Source organism: bacterium Scap17, from assembly GCA_013376735.1.
In the GTDB taxonomy this organism is placed as follows: Bacteria; Pseudomonadota; Gammaproteobacteria; order Pseudomonadales; family Halomonadaceae; genus Cobetia.
Genome location: VINJ01000001.1, coordinates 2,010,392 through 2,028,800, shown reverse-complemented (window position 1 = coordinate 2,028,800; position 18,409 = coordinate 2,010,392). Strand labels below are relative to the sequence as shown.

17 protein-coding genes and 1 pseudogene are annotated in these 18,409 nt (G+C 61.9%); 10 read left to right on the top strand and 8 right to left on the bottom strand.

Translation table 11 applies throughout. From position 1 onward, the window contains the following. Positions 1-87 precede the first annotated feature (87 nt). A complete protein-coding gene (locus FLM52_08730) occupies positions 88-597 on the top strand; it encodes a cytochrome c (protein ID NVN55869.1) in 510 nt (169 codons plus the stop codon). 124 nt (positions 598-721) lie between these two features. Here FLM52_08730 and FLM52_08725 read toward each other — a convergent pair whose 3' ends face one another. Next, on the bottom strand, positions 722-1,570 hold the full coding sequence (locus FLM52_08725; protein ID NVN55868.1) for a cytochrome B: 849 nt from the start codon (positions 1,568-1,570) through the stop codon (positions 722-724). A 249-nt stretch (positions 1,571-1,819) separates the two neighbouring features. Between FLM52_08725 and FLM52_08720 the strand changes: the two genes are divergently transcribed. From FLM52_08720 to FLM52_08700, 5 genes are all read left to right on the top strand, one after another. After that, positions 1,820-2,719 (top strand): AzlC family ABC transporter permease, encoded by a 900-nt coding sequence (locus tag FLM52_08720; protein ID NVN55867.1) that lies wholly within the window; start codon positions 1,820-1,822, stop codon positions 2,717-2,719. Then, complete coding sequence (locus tag FLM52_08715; protein ID NVN55866.1) at positions 2,716-3,090, top strand: branched-chain amino acid transporter; 375 nt, start codon at positions 2,716-2,718, stop codon at positions 3,088-3,090. The genes FLM52_08720 and FLM52_08715 overlap by 4 nt, the downstream gene beginning before the upstream one ends. A 70-nt stretch (positions 3,091-3,160) precedes the next feature. Beyond that, positions 3,161-3,811, top strand: a complete 651-nt coding sequence (gene pdxH, locus FLM52_08710; protein ID NVN55865.1) for a pyridoxamine 5'-phosphate oxidase — start codon at positions 3,161-3,163, stop codon at positions 3,809-3,811. 312 nt (positions 3,812-4,123) lie between these two features. After that, positions 4,124-4,651 (top strand): hypothetical protein, encoded by a 528-nt coding sequence (locus FLM52_08705; protein NVN55864.1) that lies wholly within the window; start codon positions 4,124-4,126, stop codon positions 4,649-4,651. 84 nt (positions 4,652-4,735) lie between these two features. Beyond that, the gene (locus FLM52_08700) at positions 4,736-5,407 is read left to right on the top strand and encodes an RluA family pseudouridine synthase (GenBank protein ID NVN55863.1); all 672 of its coding nucleotides are present in this window, start codon (positions 4,736-4,738) and stop codon (positions 5,405-5,407) included. Positions 5,408-5,577: 170 nt separating this feature from the next. Here FLM52_08700 and FLM52_08695 read toward each other — a convergent pair whose 3' ends face one another. The 5 genes and pseudogenes from FLM52_08695 to FLM52_08675 form a co-directional block, all read right to left on the bottom strand. Continuing rightward, on the bottom strand, positions 5,578-6,450 hold the full coding sequence (locus tag FLM52_08695) for a glycine betaine ABC transporter substrate-binding protein (GenBank protein ID NVN55862.1): 873 nt from the start codon (positions 6,448-6,450) through the stop codon (positions 5,578-5,580). A gap of 200 nt (positions 6,451-6,650) precedes the next feature. Continuing rightward, complete coding sequence (locus FLM52_08690; protein NVN55861.1) at positions 6,651-7,508, bottom strand: proline/glycine betaine ABC transporter permease; 858 nt, start codon at positions 7,506-7,508, stop codon at positions 6,651-6,653. Further along, entirely contained in the window at positions 7,505-8,713 is a 1,209-nt protein-coding gene (locus FLM52_08685; protein NVN55860.1) for a glycine betaine/L-proline ABC transporter ATP-binding protein, read from the bottom strand. The genes FLM52_08690 and FLM52_08685 overlap by 4 nt, the downstream gene beginning before the upstream one ends. A gap of 433 nt (positions 8,714-9,146) precedes the next feature. Continuing rightward, positions 9,147-11,870, bottom strand: coding sequence for a bifunctional acetate--CoA ligase family protein/GNAT family N-acetyltransferase (locus tag FLM52_08680; protein ID NVN55859.1), 2,724 nt, complete (start codon positions 11,868-11,870; stop codon positions 9,147-9,149). Between the two features lie 54 nt (positions 11,871-11,924). Beyond that, positions 11,925-12,236: pseudogene (locus tag FLM52_08675) on the bottom strand (GNAT family N-acetyltransferase). Between the two features lie 201 nt (positions 12,237-12,437). Here FLM52_08675 and FLM52_08670 point away from each other — a divergent pair. After that, positions 12,438-13,550, top strand: coding sequence for a histone deacetylase family protein (locus FLM52_08670; GenBank protein ID NVN55858.1), 1,113 nt, complete (start codon positions 12,438-12,440; stop codon positions 13,548-13,550). A gap of 329 nt (positions 13,551-13,879) precedes the next feature. Continuing rightward, the gene (locus FLM52_08665) at positions 13,880-14,518 is read left to right on the top strand and encodes a helix-turn-helix domain-containing protein (protein ID NVN55857.1); all 639 of its coding nucleotides are present in this window, start codon (positions 13,880-13,882) and stop codon (positions 14,516-14,518) included. Between the two features lie 337 nt (positions 14,519-14,855). Here the strand turns inward: FLM52_08665 and FLM52_08660 are convergent, their stop codons facing one another. Next, positions 14,856-15,905 carry a helix-turn-helix domain-containing protein gene (locus FLM52_08660; GenBank protein NVN55856.1) on the bottom strand — a complete coding sequence of 350 codons (1,050 nt, stop codon included), beginning with the start codon at positions 15,903-15,905 and terminating at the stop codon, positions 14,856-14,858. Beyond that, on the bottom strand, positions 15,905-16,840 hold the full coding sequence (locus tag FLM52_08655) for a formate dehydrogenase accessory sulfurtransferase FdhD (GenBank protein NVN55855.1): 936 nt from the start codon (positions 16,838-16,840) through the stop codon (positions 15,905-15,907). The genes FLM52_08660 and FLM52_08655 overlap by 1 nt, the downstream gene beginning before the upstream one ends. Before the next feature lie 208 nt (positions 16,841-17,048). On the opposite strand from FLM52_08655, the gene FLM52_08650 reads away from it, so the two are divergent. Further along, positions 17,049-17,606 (top strand): DUF3305 domain-containing protein, encoded by a 558-nt coding sequence (locus tag FLM52_08650; protein ID NVN55854.1) that lies wholly within the window; start codon positions 17,049-17,051, stop codon positions 17,604-17,606. Further along, positions 17,603-18,385, top strand: coding sequence for a DUF3306 domain-containing protein (locus FLM52_08645; protein NVN55853.1), 783 nt, complete (start codon positions 17,603-17,605; stop codon positions 18,383-18,385). The genes FLM52_08650 and FLM52_08645 overlap by 4 nt, the downstream gene beginning before the upstream one ends. Positions 18,386-18,409 lie beyond the last annotated feature (24 nt).

Below are 18,409 nucleotides of genomic sequence, written 5' to 3'. Positions count from 1 at the left end.
CACCGCTCCTTCCAGCGTGTCTCCTCAACCATCGCAAGCCGCCTATGCTGTATCGGCTTTGCGAGTTGACCACAGCGAGGCTTTGTCATGATCAGCCTGACAACACACTTGTCTTTTCCGCGCCCTGGGGGCATTTCGCGCAACCGCCTGACCACTGGCGTGCTAGCGGCTGGCGCAGTGCTTGCCAGCCTGTTGGCGTCGCCTCCGGCACTGGCTGACAAGACGGAAGATGCCATCCAGTATCGCCAGGCTGTCTTCCAGACGCTGGCATGGCAGTTCAGTCCGATGGGTGCGATGGTCAAGGGCAAGCAGGACTATGATGTCGAGGAGTTTCGCACCCGCGCCGAGCGACTGGCGCTGTTGGCTCAGATGCCATGGGAGGGCTTCATCGCCGGCTCCTACGACGGTGATACCGACGCGCTGAGCAAGATAGAGAGCGACCGTGCAGGCTTCGACAAGCGTGCAGAAGCGCTGATGACCCAGAGCCGGGCATTGGCCGACGCCGCCGTCAGTCAGGATCTTGACGCCCTGCGCAGCCAGTTCGTCGAGACAGCCAAGACCTGCAAGGGCTGTCATCAGCAGTATCGCGCTGACTGATATCGCCAAAGCTCCTTCAGGACGCAAAAGCGCCGCCATGAGATTGCTCGTGGCGGCGCTTTTGCGTCTTGGCATACTTGAGGGCGAAAGTCAGAGCGAAAGCATGAGTGAAAGCAAGCAGAGCTTACGGCAACTGCGCCCCCTGCCAGATGACCAGAACGGCAATACCGATCGCCAACCCCAGCGCGAGCCACCTGCGTGGGCGTGAAGGTGGCACTGGCTCACCCTCGTCTGCCACCGACTCATCGCGCCTGAAATGCTTGCGGCCATGCACCATCGCCCAGATCAACCACTCACCGCGCAGGCCGTGCCAGACGATAGCCATCAGATGCAGGGCGATCAGCCCCCACAGCAGCGTGATATTGGTGTGATGCACCCAGGCCAGCCCCTCGGCGACACTCGCTGGGACCCGGTCATGCAGGGGCCCTTCGAACAGCAGGTCATCGGTCAGAAACAGCCCGCTCGATCCCTGAATCGCCAGCACCAGCAACATGGTCAGCGTCATCCAGCCCCCCAAGGGGTTATGGCCTGCATGGCATGGCGCGCGACCCGCCAGAAAGTCACCGGCATAGCGCCAGGTCGTGCGCGGTGACGCCACGAAGCGGCTGAAGCGAGCATGCCCGCTGCCCACCAGCCCCCAGATGAGGCGAAATACCACCAGCCCGATCACGCAATATCCCAGCCGTGCGTGCCAAACCATCGGAAAATCGAGCCCTGCACCCACCTCGGCGGTGTACCACATGCCGATGATCGCCAAAATCAGCAGCAGGTGGAACAGCCGGATGGCCAGCCCCCAGATCACGACACTGCGCAGCGGCGAAGGCTCGCCCGGACCGGCAAGCGGCGTATCAGACGAGGCCTTGCGGGATCGGTTCGAACTCATCGTGATGACTCCCTCAGCGAATGAACCTTTGATGGCACGGCATGTGGTCAGGCAGCGATAGGCAGCCAACGAGCGACTACAGGCCAGCATAGGTGGCCGTGACCTGGCGACCCACGGTCAATCAACCCGCTCTGCCGCCATGAGACATGTGAAATATCAGTAATGAAGCGCTGAGTCAGCACTTTCCACTGCCAGCTGCCACCTTGGCAGCATCGCCTGACACTTGATGACATTATATGCTGCGTAGATTGTCTGCAGCTTGTGGGGACTCGGCCTCTTGAAGGCCCCCTGCATGTGTCGCCCATCTTCACCCCGCCTGCGCAGAATGGAACTCTCGCCATGTCATCGCCTTCCCCGGCCAGTACCTCGCACGCCTCCCGGGGCGACACCGCCGGTGCGGGCTCGCCTCCCCGGCAGCCAGTCAGCGGTCGCCACCTATGGCAACAGGCACTCAACCAGACCTTGCCGGTGATGTTCGGCTATATCCCGCTGGGCGCTGCCTTCGGCGTGCTGTTCACCCAGCTGCCGTTGAGTCCATGGCTGGGCCTTCTCATGTCACTGGTCATTCTGGCCGGGGCCGGCCAGTTTCTGGCGGTGGCATTGCTCGGTGCGGGAGCCGGCATTACCGAGGTCTGCGTGGCCACGCTACTGCTCAATTCGCGTCACCTCTTCTACGGCCTGTCGCTGCTGGAGCGCTTCCGCGCGGCGGGCCTTGGCAAGCTCTACCTCATCTTCGGGCTGACCGATGAAACCTACTCGCTGCTGGCCAGCCTGCCGCGCAGCGGCGAGCGCGATGATCCTGTGGCGCGCCGTGATGACCAACGCCTGATGTTGCGCATCACTTTCCTCAACCAATCCTGGTGGGTACTGGGGACACTGCTGGGTCTGGCAGCCGGACAGCTCAGCTTTGACAGCAGCGGCATCGAGTTTGCGTTGACGGCACTGTTCGTGGTGCTGGGCATCGAACAGTGGTTCGCCCTGCGCGAGCGCTGGCCCTTCATGCTCGGCCTGCTGGTCACGCTCGCGGGCCTGTGGCTGTTGCCGGAAGACCAGCTGTTGCTGGGCAGCATCGCGGCAGCCTGCGCGCTCCTGCTGGGGCAATATCATTACCAGCGTGGCAAACGTGGCAAACAACAGCCACACGTCACGCCTGCCCCGCGTGACGATCATCCCCCACAAGACACGTCTGGCGCGCGCCGGACTGAGCACAATCAAGCCCCGGAGCACACCACCCCATGACGACCTTGCAGGCCTTGCTGTTGATCGCCGTGTCAGCCGGTGCGACCTTCGCCACGCGCGCGTTGCCCTTCGTGTTCCTGTCCCGCCATTCGGCCCATCCGCTGATTCTGCACATGGGCCGCTATCTGCCGGCCATCGTCATGGTCGTGCTGATCATCGTCTCGCTGTCGGCCATGCAGCTGCCTGACATGTCAGAGTCCGTGTACCGCATCTCGGCCTGGCGGAGTTGGCTTGAGAGCGCCGAGGGCGCCGGCATGCTGGTCGCGGCCATCTGCGTGGCGGGGCTGCATCTGTGGCGACGCAATGCGCTGCTCTCGATTGCCGTCGGTACCGGGCTTTACATGGCGTGGCTGCAGCTGGGTGGTGTCTGAGGCTTGCGATCCAGCACGTGAGCGGTCACAGTCATGTCATTACATGAGCAATTCATCAAGGGAGCCCACCATGAACCGCGATATCGCCGATGTGCGCAGAACCTATTCCGGTGATGGCCTGAGCCTTGCGAACACACCGCTGGAGCCCTTCGAGCTGTTTCAGGAGTGGTTGACCAGCGCCCTGTCCGCCGATGACAACGACGCCAATGTCATGACGCTCTCCACCGTCGACAGCCAGGGCAAGCCGCATGCACGCATCGTGCTGCTCAAGGGCTGCGACAGTGAGGGTTTCATCTTCTATACCAACTATCAGAGTCACAAGGGCAGCGAGCTGGCCAATGTTCCCTTCGCCGCACTGACCTTCTGGTGGCCGGCAATGCAGCGTCAGGTACGTATCGAAGGCAGCGTCGAGAAGGTCGCGGATGAACTCTCCGACCGTTACTTCGCCTCACGTCCCAAGGAAAGCCAGCTGGGCGCCTGGGTCTCGCAGCAGAGTGTCGAGATTCCCGATCGCGAGTGGCTCAGCGAGCGTCAGGGTCGCTTCGAGCAGGTCTATGCCACCACCGAGGTACCGCGTCCGGAGCATTGGGGCGGCTACCGCGTGGTACCGGAGATGATCGAATTCTGGCAGGGTCAGCCCTCGCGCCTGCACGATCGCGTGCGCTACCAGCGCCTGGACACCGAAGACGGCGAATGGCACAAGCAACTGCTGGCGCCCTGACCCGCTAGCCAGTCCATGCCGATAGCCACTCTGCGCCAACACAGCGCTCTTTTCGAGGCTCCGCTCATGTGGGGCCTCTTGCGTTGCTGTTCGGGTTACTGTGCGGGCGCCGTCCGGGGTGCCGCTTGTGTTATCGCTTGCGCTAACCTTGAGACCCCGCAGGTGCAGATTCGCGCGGTCAGCGGCTTGCCCTCGCCGGGCACAAGCCGGACAATGGCCGCCCTTTCGGCCTCTCGAACGCCAGTCGGCCTGCGCTTCACCGGTGCCCCCGACATGGCCTGCGATGCCAGACACGCTCAGATTGGAGGCTTCATGGCCTGGGATGACAGCGGCACCCCCAAGGTGGCACGTCAGACACTGGTAGACCGTCTGCTGGCCGGCTACACCCCGTCCGATAGGCATGGCATCTCGCTGGTCGATCACGCCGTGGTCGGCAATGTGCTGTATACCGTGCTGGAGCACCCTCACGGCCATACCTTCATTCGCCAGCACCTGATGCAGGCCCCCAAGAATGGGGATCCCAGCCGCTGGGAATACCATATCCGTGACGAGGGCACGCCAGACATTCCGCTGCAATGCCCACAAGAACTGCTCGAACAGTCGACAGCGCCCGGTGAGATTGCCGCCCAGTGGCGCACCGACACCCGCGCGGCGCGTGATGCTGCCGCAGCACGCAAGCGCAAGATCAAGAAGCTCAAGAAGGGTGAGGTGCTGACCGCACTGGATGGCAGCCAGGTGATCTTCGTGCGCGCATTCACTGCCAGTCTCTTCATCGGTCGTGCGCCTGAGGATGGTGAGGACGATGAGTATGAGTATCACTGGCAGGATATCGTGCTTTAGACCGCGCCAGCGCTCTAGAGCACGCCAGCAATTACCTCACTTGCCATTTCGCCCCGCCCTCCTTGATGTCACTGACGAGCCCCTATGCAGCCACAAGCCGACCCGTTCATCGTTCCCGTCTGCCACGAAACCTACGCGGTGCTGTACGCCGACGATGATATTCTGCTGATCCACAAGCCCAGTGGCCTGCTCAGCCTTTCCGGCAAGCATCCGCTCAATCTGGATTCGCTGCATCATCGCCTGGTCAAGGAATACCCCAGCGCCAAGCTGCTGCATCGGCTGGATTTCGGCACCTCCGGCATCATGCTGGTCGCGCTCAACAAGCCGGCCAACGGCAACCTGACGCGCCAGTTTCAGGACCGCAACATCGGCAAGTCCTACACCGCGATCCTGCATGGCCATCTCCAGGAAGACAGCGGGCGCATCTCGCTGCCCATCGCCAAGGACGTCGACCAGTTCCCACTGCAAAAGATCTGTTACGAGACAGGCAAGGCGGCCATCAGTGATTTCCGCGTCATCGAACGTCTGGAGAACCCGGCGCGCACGCGCGTCGAGTTCACGCCGGTGTCAGGCCGCACGCATCAGTTGCGCATCCATAGCCAGCAGATCGGCCACCCGATCCTGGGCTGCGATCTCTATGCGACGGATGAGGCCTTCTTCATGGCCGAGCGCCTGATGTTGCATGCCGAGATGATCAGCTTCGACCATCCGGTGAGCGGTGAGCGAATGGAAGTGCGCAGTCCTTGTCCTTTCTGAACCCGTCCTTTCTGAGCCAGTCCGTTCTGATCCCATCCGATCTGATCAATTCAGGCTGAGCCCGCCTCGTGTGAGTGACGCGTCCTTGCAGGCACACAACGAAACGCCCCCACAGGAGACCCTGCGGGGGCGTTTCGTCATTCATGACTCAGTGAGTCATGCGTCAGGCATCACTCAGCCGCGGCCGGCAGCCATTCCTTGACGATATCCTGATGGCTTTCCACCCATGCCTTGGCGGTTTCGTAGGGGTCGGCGTCATCTTCCTGGTTGTTGAGCATCACTTCGCCCATGTCAGCCGGGGTCCAGGCGAAGTTGTCGAGAATTGCGTAGACCTCCGGCATGTCTTCCTCAAGTCCCTTGCGCGCCAGGGTGTGAATCTCCTCGGCACCGCCGTAGACGCCCTTCGGGTCATCCAGGTACTTGAGGTCCCAGCGGGCGAACATCCAATGCGGCGTCCAGCCAGTGACGACGATCTCACGCTCCCCCTTGATCGCATTGCTCAGCGCGGCGGTCATGGTCGCGCCGCTGCCGGTGGTCAGATCGATGTCCTCGAGAGCGTAGTCCTCAAGCACCTGCTCGGTCAGACGCGTCAGACCTGCGCCCGGCTCGATGCCGATGATGCGCTCATCGATGTCATCGCCGTGGGTCTTGATGTCGTCGATGGTCTCGAGCTTGCTGTAGGACGGCACGACCAGCCCCAGCTTGGTGCCTTCGAGATTGACGCCCAGGTCGTCGACCTTGTCGGCGATCTGGGCCATGTAGTCTTCGTGGGTGGTGGGGAGCCACGCACCGACCATGCCATCGGCATCGCCGAAGGCGACCGCCTGGAACATCGCCGCCGCAGACAGCGCCTTGAGTTCGACGTTGTAGCCCTGCGATTCGAGCACCGCCTTGACCACATTGGTGGAGGCGACTTCAGAGGACCATTCGACGTAGGCCAGCGTCACATCGCCCTTGTCACCGGCGGCATACACGGCGCTCGCCCCGGCCAGTGAGGAGGACATGACAGCGCCGAGCAGCAATGCCTTGGTGGCGGCATTCATCTTCGCGGTGACGTTCAAGGTAGTGCGGGAGGCATCTTGCTTGTTCATCATTTTCCCCTTCATTCGAATTTACTCATTGTCTATCGAAGCACATCTGTCGAAAAACGCGTGCCGACGGCCAAACGTTGAGTCGGGTATGGAAGTGCTCGAAGCGGCCTCCGCATAGCCACAAAGCGCACGGAGGCCACTGGTGAATCCCCTCATGAACGGGGCTTCTTTTCCTTGCTGAAGGTCTGGGTCAGGCGGTCGAGCAGCATGGCCAGGATGACCACCGCGATGCCCGCTTCGAAACCATCTCCCGGACGCAGGCGCTGGATGGCTTTCCAGACCTCATTCCCCAGGCCATCGGCGCCGATCATGGCCGCGATCACCACCATCGACAGTGCCAGCATGATGGTCTGGTTGATGCCGGCCATCACGGTGGGCAGGGAAAGCGGCAGCTGCAGCTTGAAGAGCTTCTGGCTGCGGGTGGCCCCGAAGGCATCGGCCGCTTCGATCAGGTCATTGGGCACCTGCCGAATGCCCAGCGTGGTGAAGCGAATCGCCGGCGGCATCGAGAAGATCACGGTGGCGAAGATGGCGGAGACCGAGCCGATACCGAAGAAGGGGATTGCCGGAATCAGGTAGACGAAAGCCGGCATGGTCTGCATGAAGTCCAGCACCGGCATGATGACCTTGTAGAAACGGTCCGAGAGTGCCGCCAGTATCCCCAGCGGTACCGCGATGACCACGGCGACCAGGGTGGCGATCACCACCAGGGTCAGCGATTCGATCATCGGGTCCCACAGGTCCAGATTCCAGATCAACCCAAGCCCGAGTATCGAGCCGATCGCCAGTCGCGGGCCGGCCAGCCGCCAGCACAGCAGCGCGACCAGGGCGATCAGCGCCCACTCGGGCAGCCACATCAGTGCATTGTTCAGGACGTCGATGCCGGTCTCGGTGAACTTGGAGATACCGCGGGTGATGCCTGAGTAGTTGGTCGTCAGGTAATCCAGCCCCGTCTCGATCCAGTCACCCAGCTCTATCTTCGGGATGGTAAAACCGGTTGCGTCGCTCATGCGTGTGCCTCCCCTGCTTCCGCCAGTTCCGCGAGTACGGACCCTTTGATCACCACGCCCAACAGGCGGGATTGCTCATCGACCACCGCCAGCGGATGGTGATGACCGGCAAACATCGCGAACAGGTTGTGCAGCGGTTCTTCCGGCGAGACCTGACAGCAATCGGAGTGGATGATGCTCGAGAGATCGGTAAGATTCTCGCGCACGGCACGTTCGGTATCCTCGGCGGTGATGATCCCGAGCACGGTGCGATCACGACGGACCACGAACAGGCTGTCGAGGCCGTTGTCGCCCATCTTGCGCAGCGCCGTGCGCGGGCCATCGTCATCACGTGCGGTGGCCCGCACATCGGTCATCGCCGAGCGCGCAGTGAGGATACGCGACATGTCGACGCCTTCGACGAAGCGCGCCACATAATCATTGGCCGGGGAAGTGAGGATGCTTTCGGGGGAGCCGATCTGCACGATCTCGCCATCCTTGAGCAGGATGATGCGGTCGCCGATGGACAGAGCTTCATCGAGGTCGTGGGTGATGAAGATGGTGGTCTTCTTCATCTTGTGCTGCAGCGCCAGCAACTCCTGCTGCATGTCCTTGCGAATCAGAGGATCAAGCGCCGAAAAGGCTTCGTCCATCAGCAGAACGCTTGAGTCGTTGGCCAGGGCGCGTGCCAGGCCGACCCGTTGCTGCATGCCACCCGAGAGCTGGCTGGGATAGGCATCTTCCCACCCTTCCAGCCCTACCTGCTTGAGCGCATCGCGCCCACGCTGATAACAGACCGTCTTGTCCTCACCGCGCACCTCGAGGCCGAATTCGGCGTTCTGCTGCACAGTGCGATGCGGAAAGAGCGCGAAATTCTGGAACACCATCGAGAAATGCTTGCGGCGACAGCGCAACAGCGACTTGTCATCCAGCTTGGCGACATCATCGCCATCGATGAGGATCTCGCCCTCCGTCGGCTCGATCAACCGGTTCAGGCAGCGGATCAGGGTCGATTTCCCGGAACCGGACAGCCCCATGATGACCAGCAACTCGCCTTCCATCACATCAAATTCCACGTTGGAAAGCCCCAACGTCTGGCCAGTCTTCTCGAGAATCTCAGGGCGCTTCATGCCCTCATCACGCAATTTGAGTGCCTTGTCGGGCTGATTGCCGAACACCTTGCTCAGATTGCGCACTCGAATCTTCACGTCGCGAGTGTCAGTCATTGGCTTTCCTGTCGTCAGCGGGCAGGAAATATTCACGGATTCTGTCCATTACGCACTCAATCCGGCAGGGAGAATGGCTCACCCTGCCGCTGACATCGCGCAATCTGGCCGCAAGCTGCGCTTGCCGACCTGCTGACAGAATACTGTGTCATCCCCTGCGCCATTATCCATAAAGGATTCTTATATTTGTAATCACAATACAGTTTTATTGATAAGCGCTCAAACACGAACAGACGTTTATACGACCAAGGTGGTATGCTCTTGACGCTTCTTGCTGGTACCTCCCTGAATCACGACATTGCATGTTGTTATTGGTCTATTGCTCTCCATCCCCTGACGCATTGCGTGTGGCCGAGAACCGCCTGGCGTGCACGCGCCCTTGAACACCCCCCGCACACGCCTATCAAATGAGCCCATGCACCAACAAGGCGCATCAGGCCTTGGCTTCCAGCCTCAGGCGCTGCCAATCACTGACCGGCTCGTTGAGACGGATGCTGGCATCGATGACCTGCTCCTCCATGTTGTAGCGACAGGTGAAGCCAAGGTGCTTCATCAGGGCACGCATCGGATGGTTGTCGATCATGATCTTGCCGACCATCTCCAGCGTGCCCAGCGAGCGGCAATAGCGCAGCATCTTCTCCATCAGCAGACGACCGATCCCTTCGCCTTGCATGTCATCGCGGATGATGACGGAGAACTCGGTGCGAATGTTGTCCGGGTCATTCCATACCCGCACCACCCCCAGCATCTCGCGCTGCGGCGACTGACCTGACTGGACTTCCACTTCACGCTCGGCGATGAAGGCCATCTGGCGGTCGTAATTGATCTGGGCGAGCAACGCGAGATCTCGCTGAGTCAGCGCCGCCTTGTGGTGGAAGTAGCGGAAACGAATGCTCTCCTCGGAGAGCCGCGCATGGAAGGCCGTGATCAAGGGCGCATCCTCGCCGCGTATCGGGCGCACCTCGACGTACATGCCATTGTCCAGCGACACCCATTCACGCAGCTCCTCCGGATACGGCATGATCGCGAAACGAGCCGGTTTGCCGAGATCCAACGCGAAGTCCACCGCCACGGCTTCCTCACGGTTGAGCAACAACGGATTGATTTCCAACCCTCTTATGTCAGGCAAATCCGATGCCAACTGTGAGAGCTTGATCAACAGCGTGCTGACGCGCTCGAAATCGCGCTCCGGGTCCGGCGAGTGCTCGGCGATCAGGCGGGAGGCATGGCTGCGCGAGATCAACTCACGCGCCAGTGTCATGTTGAGGGGCGGCAAGGCCACCTGGCGGTCCGCCAGCACATTGACCTTGTAACCGCCGATACCGAACACGATCACCGGGCCGAATTCGTCATCGCGCGTGATACCTGCACTCAACTGCAGCGAGTGCTTGCCACGCTGCATCGGCTGCAGGCAGAACTCATGAATGCGCGTACGCTCGTGGTCACTGCGACCGCGCTCGGCATCGCCCTCCGCCACCTTCTGGGTGATGCGGCGGATCGCCAGCGCGATATCCTCCGGACCGGAAAGGTCCTGCACCACGCCGGAAGACAACCGCTGTGGGTAGCGGCGATAGCGGAACGGCTGGCTGTTGTGTTCATGCACCACGCGCAGCGCATAGGGGCCCTGACGAGAAGGCTTGTCGTCATCCGTGGCAGAACGCTGCAACTCGACGATGGCACGCACGCCTTCAGCGGCGTCGAGTACATAGCGGCTGGGCGCGGTCGCGATGCCGTAGGTATCGAGCACCTGCGCCGTCTCCGAGTGGGTCAACCATTCACGGCCCGCACGCCGCGCGCTATGCACCAGGTCATGGGCACGGGCGCGGATCTCGGCACTGGTCGAGAAGGCCAGGCTCGGTGGCGTCTGCTGCAACAGTGTCTGCACGCGGTGATAATCGACCATCTGCAGGAAGGCCTTGACGCCCTTCTCAGGTGACAGATAGGTCGGGATGCCGGCCAGATGACATTCATGACGGGCCGAAAGTGCCTGCTCAAGTCCCATCCAGCTGGTCAGCAGGTTGCGTCGGAATTGCTTGCGATGCGCCACCAGCGCCTCGGCCGTAGCCCGCGAAGGTGCAAGACGTGTCGGCGCATGCACGACCAGCACGGCGTCCACGCCACGGTCATTGGCCACGATGTTGACCGCGGCCAGGAAGTCTTGTGGCGTAGCATTGCCGCCCAGATCCACCGGATTACGCCCCGGCAGGCTGACGTCCAACTCGGCCTTGAGCAGCGCCTGGCGGCTCTCCTCACTCAGCTCGGCCAACTTGCCGCCACCCGCCATCAGCTTGTCGATGGCCAGCAAGGCCGGGCCCAACCCATTGGAGACGATCGCCAGTCGATCACCGCGCAACGGCTTCATGCGATTCAGCGTCTCCAGCGCATCGAACATGTCTTCGCTGTCATTGACACGCACCACCCCGGCACGCGCGAGGGCAACATCGACGATCCGGTCGCGATTGGGCACGCCCCGCGTGACATGTGTGCCGAACAGGTCGGCCTCGGGGGTGCGCCCGCTCTTGATCGCCAGCACCAGCCGATTGCGGGACGCTTCACGCAGCGCGGTCATGAAATGCATCGGGTCGTGAATGCGCTCCAGGTGCAACAACAAGGCCTGCGACGGCCCGTACTGGTTCAGATAGTCGATCAGGTCGGGCAGCATCACATCGACGCTGTCGCCCAGGGTCACCAGATGCGAGAAGCCGATGCCGCGCCCAGCCGCCCAGTCGATCATCGCATTGCCCAGCATCCCCGACTGGCCGAGATAGGCGACCTTGCCTTTGACCACTGGCTGCCCGCTGAAGGAGGCATTCAGGTGGCGGTTGGGCACGCAGATGCCCATGCATTCCGGTCCGAGCAGGCGGATCCCACTGCCACGGGCGGCCTTTAGCAACCGACTGTTGAGGCTTTCCTGATCCCGGTGGATACGCGGGACTTCGACACCCGGCTCACGTGCCTGCGAGGCATCCAGCACGTCGTCCGTGCTGTCGGCGATTCGCGGATAGCGCTCGGGGCTCGACGCTAAAGGCTCGCCGGCCTCATCCAAAGACGACGACTCGGTGGCGGAGGGATTGGGGCCTGACTTGCTCGAAATAGACGTGTGAATGCCCGGCAGGCGCGGGGCAGAGAAGTTCAGCCCATCGCGGCGTGACAGCATCTCAAGCCCCTTGCCGGTAACGCGAGCCAACGAGCTGACCGGTGTCGGCGCGACACCTCCCGAAATCAGCAGCGCCGCCTTGACGCCGCGCCGGCCCAGCTTCTCGACCACACGCGGCAAGGTATCCGGCGGTGAGCACAGAATGGCCAGGTCCGGCACCTGCTCCAGCTCACTGACCCGCTTGACGCACGCCACGCCATGCACCGTCTCATATCCCTTGGGATTGACCACCGTCAGGGTGCCCTTGAAGCCCCCTTCAAGCAGATTGCGCAATACCTGCCCGCCCAGTGAATGCGGCTTTTCCGAAGCGCCGATCACCACGATACTGGCGGGCTCGAAGAAATTGCGCAGAAATCGCGTTCCCATAGGCTTGTCCTGTCAGCGGTTGCGCCTCGTCAGCGCGATATGAGCAGCATGCCGCGAAAGCGCAGGTCTGAACAGCCATCCTCGCGCCCTTCATGCGTGAAACAAGGTAGACCATCGGCGACTGGCTCATGCCATTGACGACTCTTACTGTTACGTCATGGTGCAGACCATTATGACACGCACACTCACGCAGGCATGCCGATGATCACCTCCTACATCTCCCATCGCGACTGCGGTCAGCATTTCATGGGCCCCACCCATCCCGAGAGCCCACTGCGTCTGCAGGCCATCGAACGTCAGCTGGCGCTGAGCGGCGTGATTCAGCATGTCCAGCAATACAGTGCGCGAGCGGCAACGCTTGAACAGCTGGCGCGCGTGCACCCCATGCGCCACCTGCAGGCACTGGAAAAATGCCCGCCCCAGGCCGGGCAACTGCTGACCATCAACGAAGACACCGTGATGTGTGCCGATAGCCTTGTCGCGGCGCGACTGGCCGCCGGCGCGGTGGTACGCGGGGTCGACCAAGTGATGCGCGATCAGGCCGACAACGTCTTCTGCGCCGTGCGCCCACCGGGCCACCATGCCGAACGCGCCGATGCGATGGGTTTCTGCTTCTACAACAACGTGGCGGTGGGCGCCCTGCACGCCCGCCAGCATTACGGAGTGAAGCGGATCGCGATCCTCGATTTCGATGTGCACCAGGGCAACGGCACCGTCGATATCTTCAAGCATGATCCCGATACGCTGGTGTGCTCCTCCTTCCAAGACGCCATGTACCCTTGGCGTTATCTGGAGAGCCGCTGGGAGCACATTCACAACACCCCCTTGAGCGAAGGCAGCGGCTCACTGGCCTTCCGGCGCGCCATTGAAGCCCAATGGCTGAAGAAGCTGGATGATTTCAAGCCGGAGTTGATCCTGATCTCGGCGGGCTTTGATGCGCATCGTGAAGACCCGATGGCGGAACTGTGCCTGGAAGATGACGACTATTACTGGGTCACCCTGCTGGCGATGGATGTCGCGCGGCGTCATTGCCACGGGCGTATCGTCTCCGTGCTGGAGGGCGGGTATTGCCTGGAGGCACTGGGGCGCAGCACCGAGGCGCATCTCAAGGCGCTGGCGGGCTTGCCGATGCAAGATGGCCTCGATGCGCGTGCCAGCGGCCAACGCCCCGGCCAGTGCCCATTAGATCAGCTCAATCTCGCGCCTCCCACCGTGGATACCCTCCCAACCCGCTCCGCCACTGGCACACCAGACGGCGTCCAGCCGCCGCTTGCCAAGCCCGCCGAGGATGAGCGTGATCACCCGCTGTTCTAGCGCCTTGCTGTTCTAGTGCCCGGCTGTTCTAGCGCTGGGCATCCCCCGCACCGGTGGCTTCCCCCCCTAGCGCGCGCCACACCTCGCGACAGGTTTCCCGCAGCCACGAAACCTGTCGCTGCATCACGCGAGCACCAGCAAGCCTTAAGTGTTACAGACAGCCATGTCGCGGACAGCCATGTTGGCTACGTGTCGGGATGATGCGCACTTGCCATGCTGTGATAAGCTGGCGATAAAGTTTCCGATAGTAAACTTTATCGCCAGCTGACAGCGCTGCGACACTCAATGTCGTGCGCCGCCAATATCACGCCCATAGCGAAGCCACTCTCATGAGCACACCGACAGACAAGGACGCCGCCGTCCGGATCGCTTCCGGTCGCAAACCCTTCGTTGAGCCCCTGAAGCTTGGCGAACGCGTGAAGCAGATCCGCCTCTCCCATCATTGGACGCTGGAAGATGTCAGCCAGCGCACGGGGCTGGCACGCTCGACATTGTCCAAGATCGAGAATGAGCAGATCTCGCCGACCTTCACTGCGGTCCAGAAGTTGATTCATGGACTCAACATCGACCTGCCGCAGCTGCTGAGCCCGCCCAAGCGCCAGAGTGGCACTCTCGGGCGTCGCGATCTGACGCGCGTCGGCGATGGCAAGTCACACCCGACACCGACCTATGAGCACGAGCTGCTGTCCTGGCAGCTGGCGCAGAAACGCATGATTCCCTTCAAGACTCGCGTGCGTGCGCGCAGCTTCGATGACTTCCCCGACTGGGTGCGTCACGACGGCGAGGAGTTCCTGATGGTATTGGCGGGCAGCATTCTGCTCTATTCGGAATTCTATGAACCCTTGCCGCTGAGTGAGGGTGACAGCATCTATTTTGACTCCGACATGGGTCACGCTCTGGTTTCTACCAGCGAAGAAGATGCCATCGTGCTGTCAGTGTGCACTCGCAATGATTCGGATCCGAGCTGAGCTGATGTGAAGTGAGCAGAGCTGTGTTTAAGCGAGCTGGGCTGTGTTGAAGTGAGATGAGCTGAGATAAGGCACATGACGCGCTGGCGGGAAGCTAAACCGCAAAGATTGCCTTAACGCGAGCGCCACCTGGCCGGTCCATTCGAAACAATGACTTGCTAGACCAAGCTCGCCGTCAGCCCGCAATACAAAAATCGCCCACTAGCCATGCGCTAATGGGCGATTTTTTGGATATCGTAAAGACACTCATGGCTTCCGGCTAGTCCTGACCGCCAGCATCCGCTAGGTGTTCAGCTTATCGAGCGTCTCAATACCGAGTGTCTCAATACTGAGCGTCTCAATCGTGCTGTGCGGCATCGCCGCGCCAGATCAACTGTCCGCATTCGCGCAGATCATAGCCGCCGAGGGATTGCGCCAGCTGAATACCATTCGGTGTGGCCAGATAGTCCAGCAATCCCTGGAAGAGATCGCGGAAGTAAACATTGCGCGGCACCACCAGGTCGAAGGCCTCTTCACAGACCGGCACGAAGCCGAGGCCGAACTCATTGGCGGCCGACAGCGTGCCGGGGCCGACATCCACCTCGCCCCGCGCCACCATCGAGGCCACTTCACGCTCGGAGTAGGCGATCGCCAGGGTATTGAGCTGCTCGGCACGCATCTGATGGCCGGACAGCCACTCCTGCAGGAAGCGCTGCGAGCCCGCCCCTTCCTGTCGCACCGCCCACCGCCGCTGCGAACCGAACAGGCCGCTGGGGTCGATGGACAGATGACGATCATCATTGCGGATGATCAGCCCCTGGGTACGACGCGCAAGCCGCACCATCACCCATTGGCGATAGCCATCGTGACCGCGAATCAGCGCCGGATGCCGCAGCGCCGCCTCCTCCGCGCGCCCCCAGTGAATGGCGCAGACGTCAGCACGCCCCTGACTGAGCAGATCAAGCCCCAGACGCGTGCCGGTCACGCTCATGCCATAAAAGGCGCTACCGGCATGCTGCTGATTGAGACGCATGGAGAGCGCGGCCAGCAGCGGGTCGTCACTGCCGGTGATCATCAGACGATCCGCCAGTACGCCATGATGGCTGGACTCGAGAATCCATTGCTCCACCAATCGGCGTGGAAACAACCACTTGCCGGTCACCTTGGTCGCCGGCATGGTCCCGTCACTGGCCAGCTGATAGATCTTCTTCTCGTTGAGATGCAGCAGGCGCGCGACTTCCTGCACCGTCAGAAAGGGGTTGTCGTGGGGGACCGGAGCCTGCCGACCGGTGGCCGCATTCAGAGCCTCGCCTGAAGACTCACTGACTGAGCTACCCGAAGATAGGCCGAGTTCAGAGGAAAAGCCCTGTGAGGGTATGACGCCCAGCGGCGAAGAAAGACGACTCATCACTGCGCCCCCTTGTCGTGTCCGGCTGCGCCGTCTGAAGAAGATGGCTTGCCTGACGCGTCATGGCGCGATGACTTGAGAGCGTCACCTGCACGCAGCGGCGGGATGGCATCCAGCACCAGCCGCCCGGTAGGGTCCACCGCCTGGAAGTGGCGCCCCTTGGCGCGCGCGATCAACAACACGCCAAAGCGTTCCGCCAGCTCCACTCCCTTCTGCGTGACACCGGAGCGTGAGACCAGCACCGAGATCCCCGCCTGAGCCACCTTCAGTACCATCTCGGAGGTCAGGCGGCCGGTGGTGTAGAAGATGTTGGCCCCCTGATAATCACTGGCATCATCACTCAAGGGCGCCAACCAGCTCAGCCCCGCCAGCGTATCAACGGCGTTGTGGCGGCCGACATCCTCGATGAACGCCAATACCTCATCATCCCGACACAGGGCGCAACCATGAACCGCACCGGCCTTGCGATAGGTCGCGTTGTGCGCCGCCAGCGCCTGCAGCAGGCGATACAACAAGGCCTGGCTGAAGGGGCCTGCGTCCAGCGCGGCCAGTGATTGGCGCTCCAGCAGATTGCCGAACACAGTGCCCTGCCCACAGCCGGTGGTCACGGTGCGTTTGCCGAGGCGCTGTTCGACATCCTCAGGCAAATGACGCGTCACCACCGAGGCGCTCTCGACTTCCCAATCCACCTGCAGCGCCTCGAGGTCCTCAAGCTCACCCAGCAGGCCCTGATTACGCAGATAACCGGCCACCAATGCCTCAGGCTCGGCGCCCAGGGTCATCAAGGTCACGATCTCGCGACGATTGAGATAGATGGTCAGCGAGCGCTCGGCGGCAATGGACTGCTGATGGCGCTCACCGCGCTCATCCATGACTTCGATGTCCAGCGTAGTGGGTAGTGTGGCGCGACTGATCGCTGGCCGTGCAGAGGGCATCATGAACTCGGGTCTCCCTGATCGAGCCGGTGGGAATGGCAATTCTTGTGCTGAATCGCAGTAGAGTACCAGCCCGATGGCAGAGCTGTCCCCGCACTGACTGATGAAGACCCTGATATCGCAAGCGCCGGCATGCATCTTGCAAACCAGCACAATCGCAGCATTCTTTTCAGACCCGCTTGCGGGTACAGCAGTGAACAAGGAAGCCATGTCTGAATCCATCCTTCCCCGTAGTGACGACACCCGCTGGTTGAGCATCACCCTGGCACCCACCACGCAGAAACTGGGGCGTTTCAGCATCGACACCTGGCGGATTGCCGACCTCTCGCCCTCTGCAACGCCAGAGACAGACTCGCACGCAGCAGAGCCTGCCGCCGCTGAAGAAGTAGCGCATCGCCGCACCCTGCCACTGCAGCTTCACCTCACCGAGCGCACCGATTACCGCTACAACCTGCGCTGCGAGCAGCCACGTCTGTTCGTCCAATGCGATGAGCGCGAAGCCGACGGCATGCAGCCCCGCGTGGTGACAGCCTGTCAGGAAGTGGCATCGCAGTGGATGGATGGCGACCAGCTGGTGCTGGACGTGCCGATGCCCCCTGCCTTGATGGTGTGGCTGGAAGCCTACCTCGCGCGTCACGGCGAACGACTCGACGAGGGCAAGAAGAAGAAACGCAAGGGCGCCGGGCGCGCCAGTCAGGCAGAGCAGCCCGCCGCGACACCCGACAGGGCGCATCAGCCCGGTAATGGTACGGAAAGCACGTCATGAGCCAGCACGACGATAACGCAAGCCCGGCCAATGAAGGCCTGTTCTCGCGCTGGTCACGCCGCAAGCAAGGCGACAGCCGCCGAGAAGACCAACTGGTACAGCCGGACAGCACAGAGGGAACCAAAGACGACGCCCTCCCGCCCTCACAGGCGGAAGTCGTCTCTGACCATAGCGCTGACACCTCAGCAGCGCGCGTCTCGGTGCACGAAGCCCCTAGCGGCGATAGCTCCTCCACAGCAGAGCAGGCATCAGAACAGGCAGCTGCCGCGAACGATCAGCACGCATCGGGCGATGACAATGCTGAAACGCCAGCCATCGAGCTGCCAGACCCCGACACCCTGACCCCAGACGCCGACATCAGCGCCTTCATGCAGAGCGGCGTGGACCCGGCGCTACGCCAGCGTGCGCTGCGACGCATCTTCATGGGCGGCGAGCACTCGGTGCGCGATGGGCTGGATGACTACGACCAGGACTTTTCCCAGATGCGTCCGCTCGCCGAAGGTGTCGCCGACACGCTGCGCAGCTGGACCCGCAAGGTCGAAGAAGGCCTGGAAAAGCTCGATGAGGCGAGCGAGACACCCCAGGTGGATACGGCGCAGGAGACAGACGATCAGATCGCTGAGCAGGCACCTGATGGCGGGGCGTCAGTGGTCGAGACACACGCGACCCCCAGAGAAGAGATAGTCGAGTCGCCTGACCCGCAAGCGATACCTGCGCAAGACCCGCCCGAGACAGCACCCGAATCAGATGATGACCGTGTCGCCCGTTACAAGCCGTGACGAGAGGCCGATACCACAAGCCCC

Coding starts and splice junctions, on each gene's coding strand:
- FLM52_08685 (NVN55860.1), bottom strand. CDS start 8,713: ATGACTGACACTCGCGACGTGAAGATTCGAGTGCGCAATCTGAGCAAG.
- FLM52_08660 (NVN55856.1), bottom strand. CDS start 15,905: ATGAGTCGTCTTTCTTCGCCGCTGGGCGTCATACCCTCACAGGGCTTT.
- FLM52_08720 (NVN55867.1), top strand. CDS start 1,820: ATGTCATCGCCTTCCCCGGCCAGTACCTCGCACGCCTCCCGGGGCGAC.
- FLM52_08670 (NVN55858.1), top strand. CDS start 12,438: ATGATCACCTCCTACATCTCCCATCGCGACTGCGGTCAGCATTTCATG.
- pdxH (NVN55865.1), top strand. CDS start 3,161: ATGAACCGCGATATCGCCGATGTGCGCAGAACCTATTCCGGTGATGGC.
- FLM52_08730 (NVN55869.1), top strand. CDS start 88: ATGATCAGCCTGACAACACACTTGTCTTTTCCGCGCCCTGGGGGCATT.
- FLM52_08725 (NVN55868.1), bottom strand. CDS start 1,570: ATGCTGGCCTGTAGTCGCTCGTTGGCTGCCTATCGCTGCCTGACCACA.
- FLM52_08680 (NVN55859.1), bottom strand. CDS start 11,870: ATGCTGTCACGCCGCGATGGGCTGAACTTCTCTGCCCCGCGCCTGCCG.
- FLM52_08695 (NVN55862.1), bottom strand. CDS start 6,450: ATGAATGCCGCCACCAAGGCATTGCTGCTCGGCGCTGTCATGTCCTCC.
- FLM52_08655 (NVN55855.1), bottom strand. CDS start 16,840: ATGCCCTCTGCACGGCCAGCGATCAGTCGCGCCACACTACCCACTACG.
- FLM52_08715 (NVN55866.1), top strand. CDS start 2,716: ATGACGACCTTGCAGGCCTTGCTGTTGATCGCCGTGTCAGCCGGTGCG.
- FLM52_08650 (NVN55854.1), top strand. CDS start 17,049: ATGTCTGAATCCATCCTTCCCCGTAGTGACGACACCCGCTGGTTGAGC.
- FLM52_08705 (NVN55864.1), top strand. CDS start 4,124: ATGGCCTGGGATGACAGCGGCACCCCCAAGGTGGCACGTCAGACACTG.
- FLM52_08645 (NVN55853.1), top strand. CDS start 17,603: ATGAGCCAGCACGACGATAACGCAAGCCCGGCCAATGAAGGCCTGTTC.
- FLM52_08665 (NVN55857.1), top strand. CDS start 13,880: ATGAGCACACCGACAGACAAGGACGCCGCCGTCCGGATCGCTTCCGGT.
- FLM52_08700 (NVN55863.1), top strand. CDS start 4,736: ATGCAGCCACAAGCCGACCCGTTCATCGTTCCCGTCTGCCACGAAACC.
- FLM52_08690 (NVN55861.1), bottom strand. CDS start 7,508: ATGAGCGACGCAACCGGTTTTACCATCCCGAAGATAGAGCTGGGTGAC.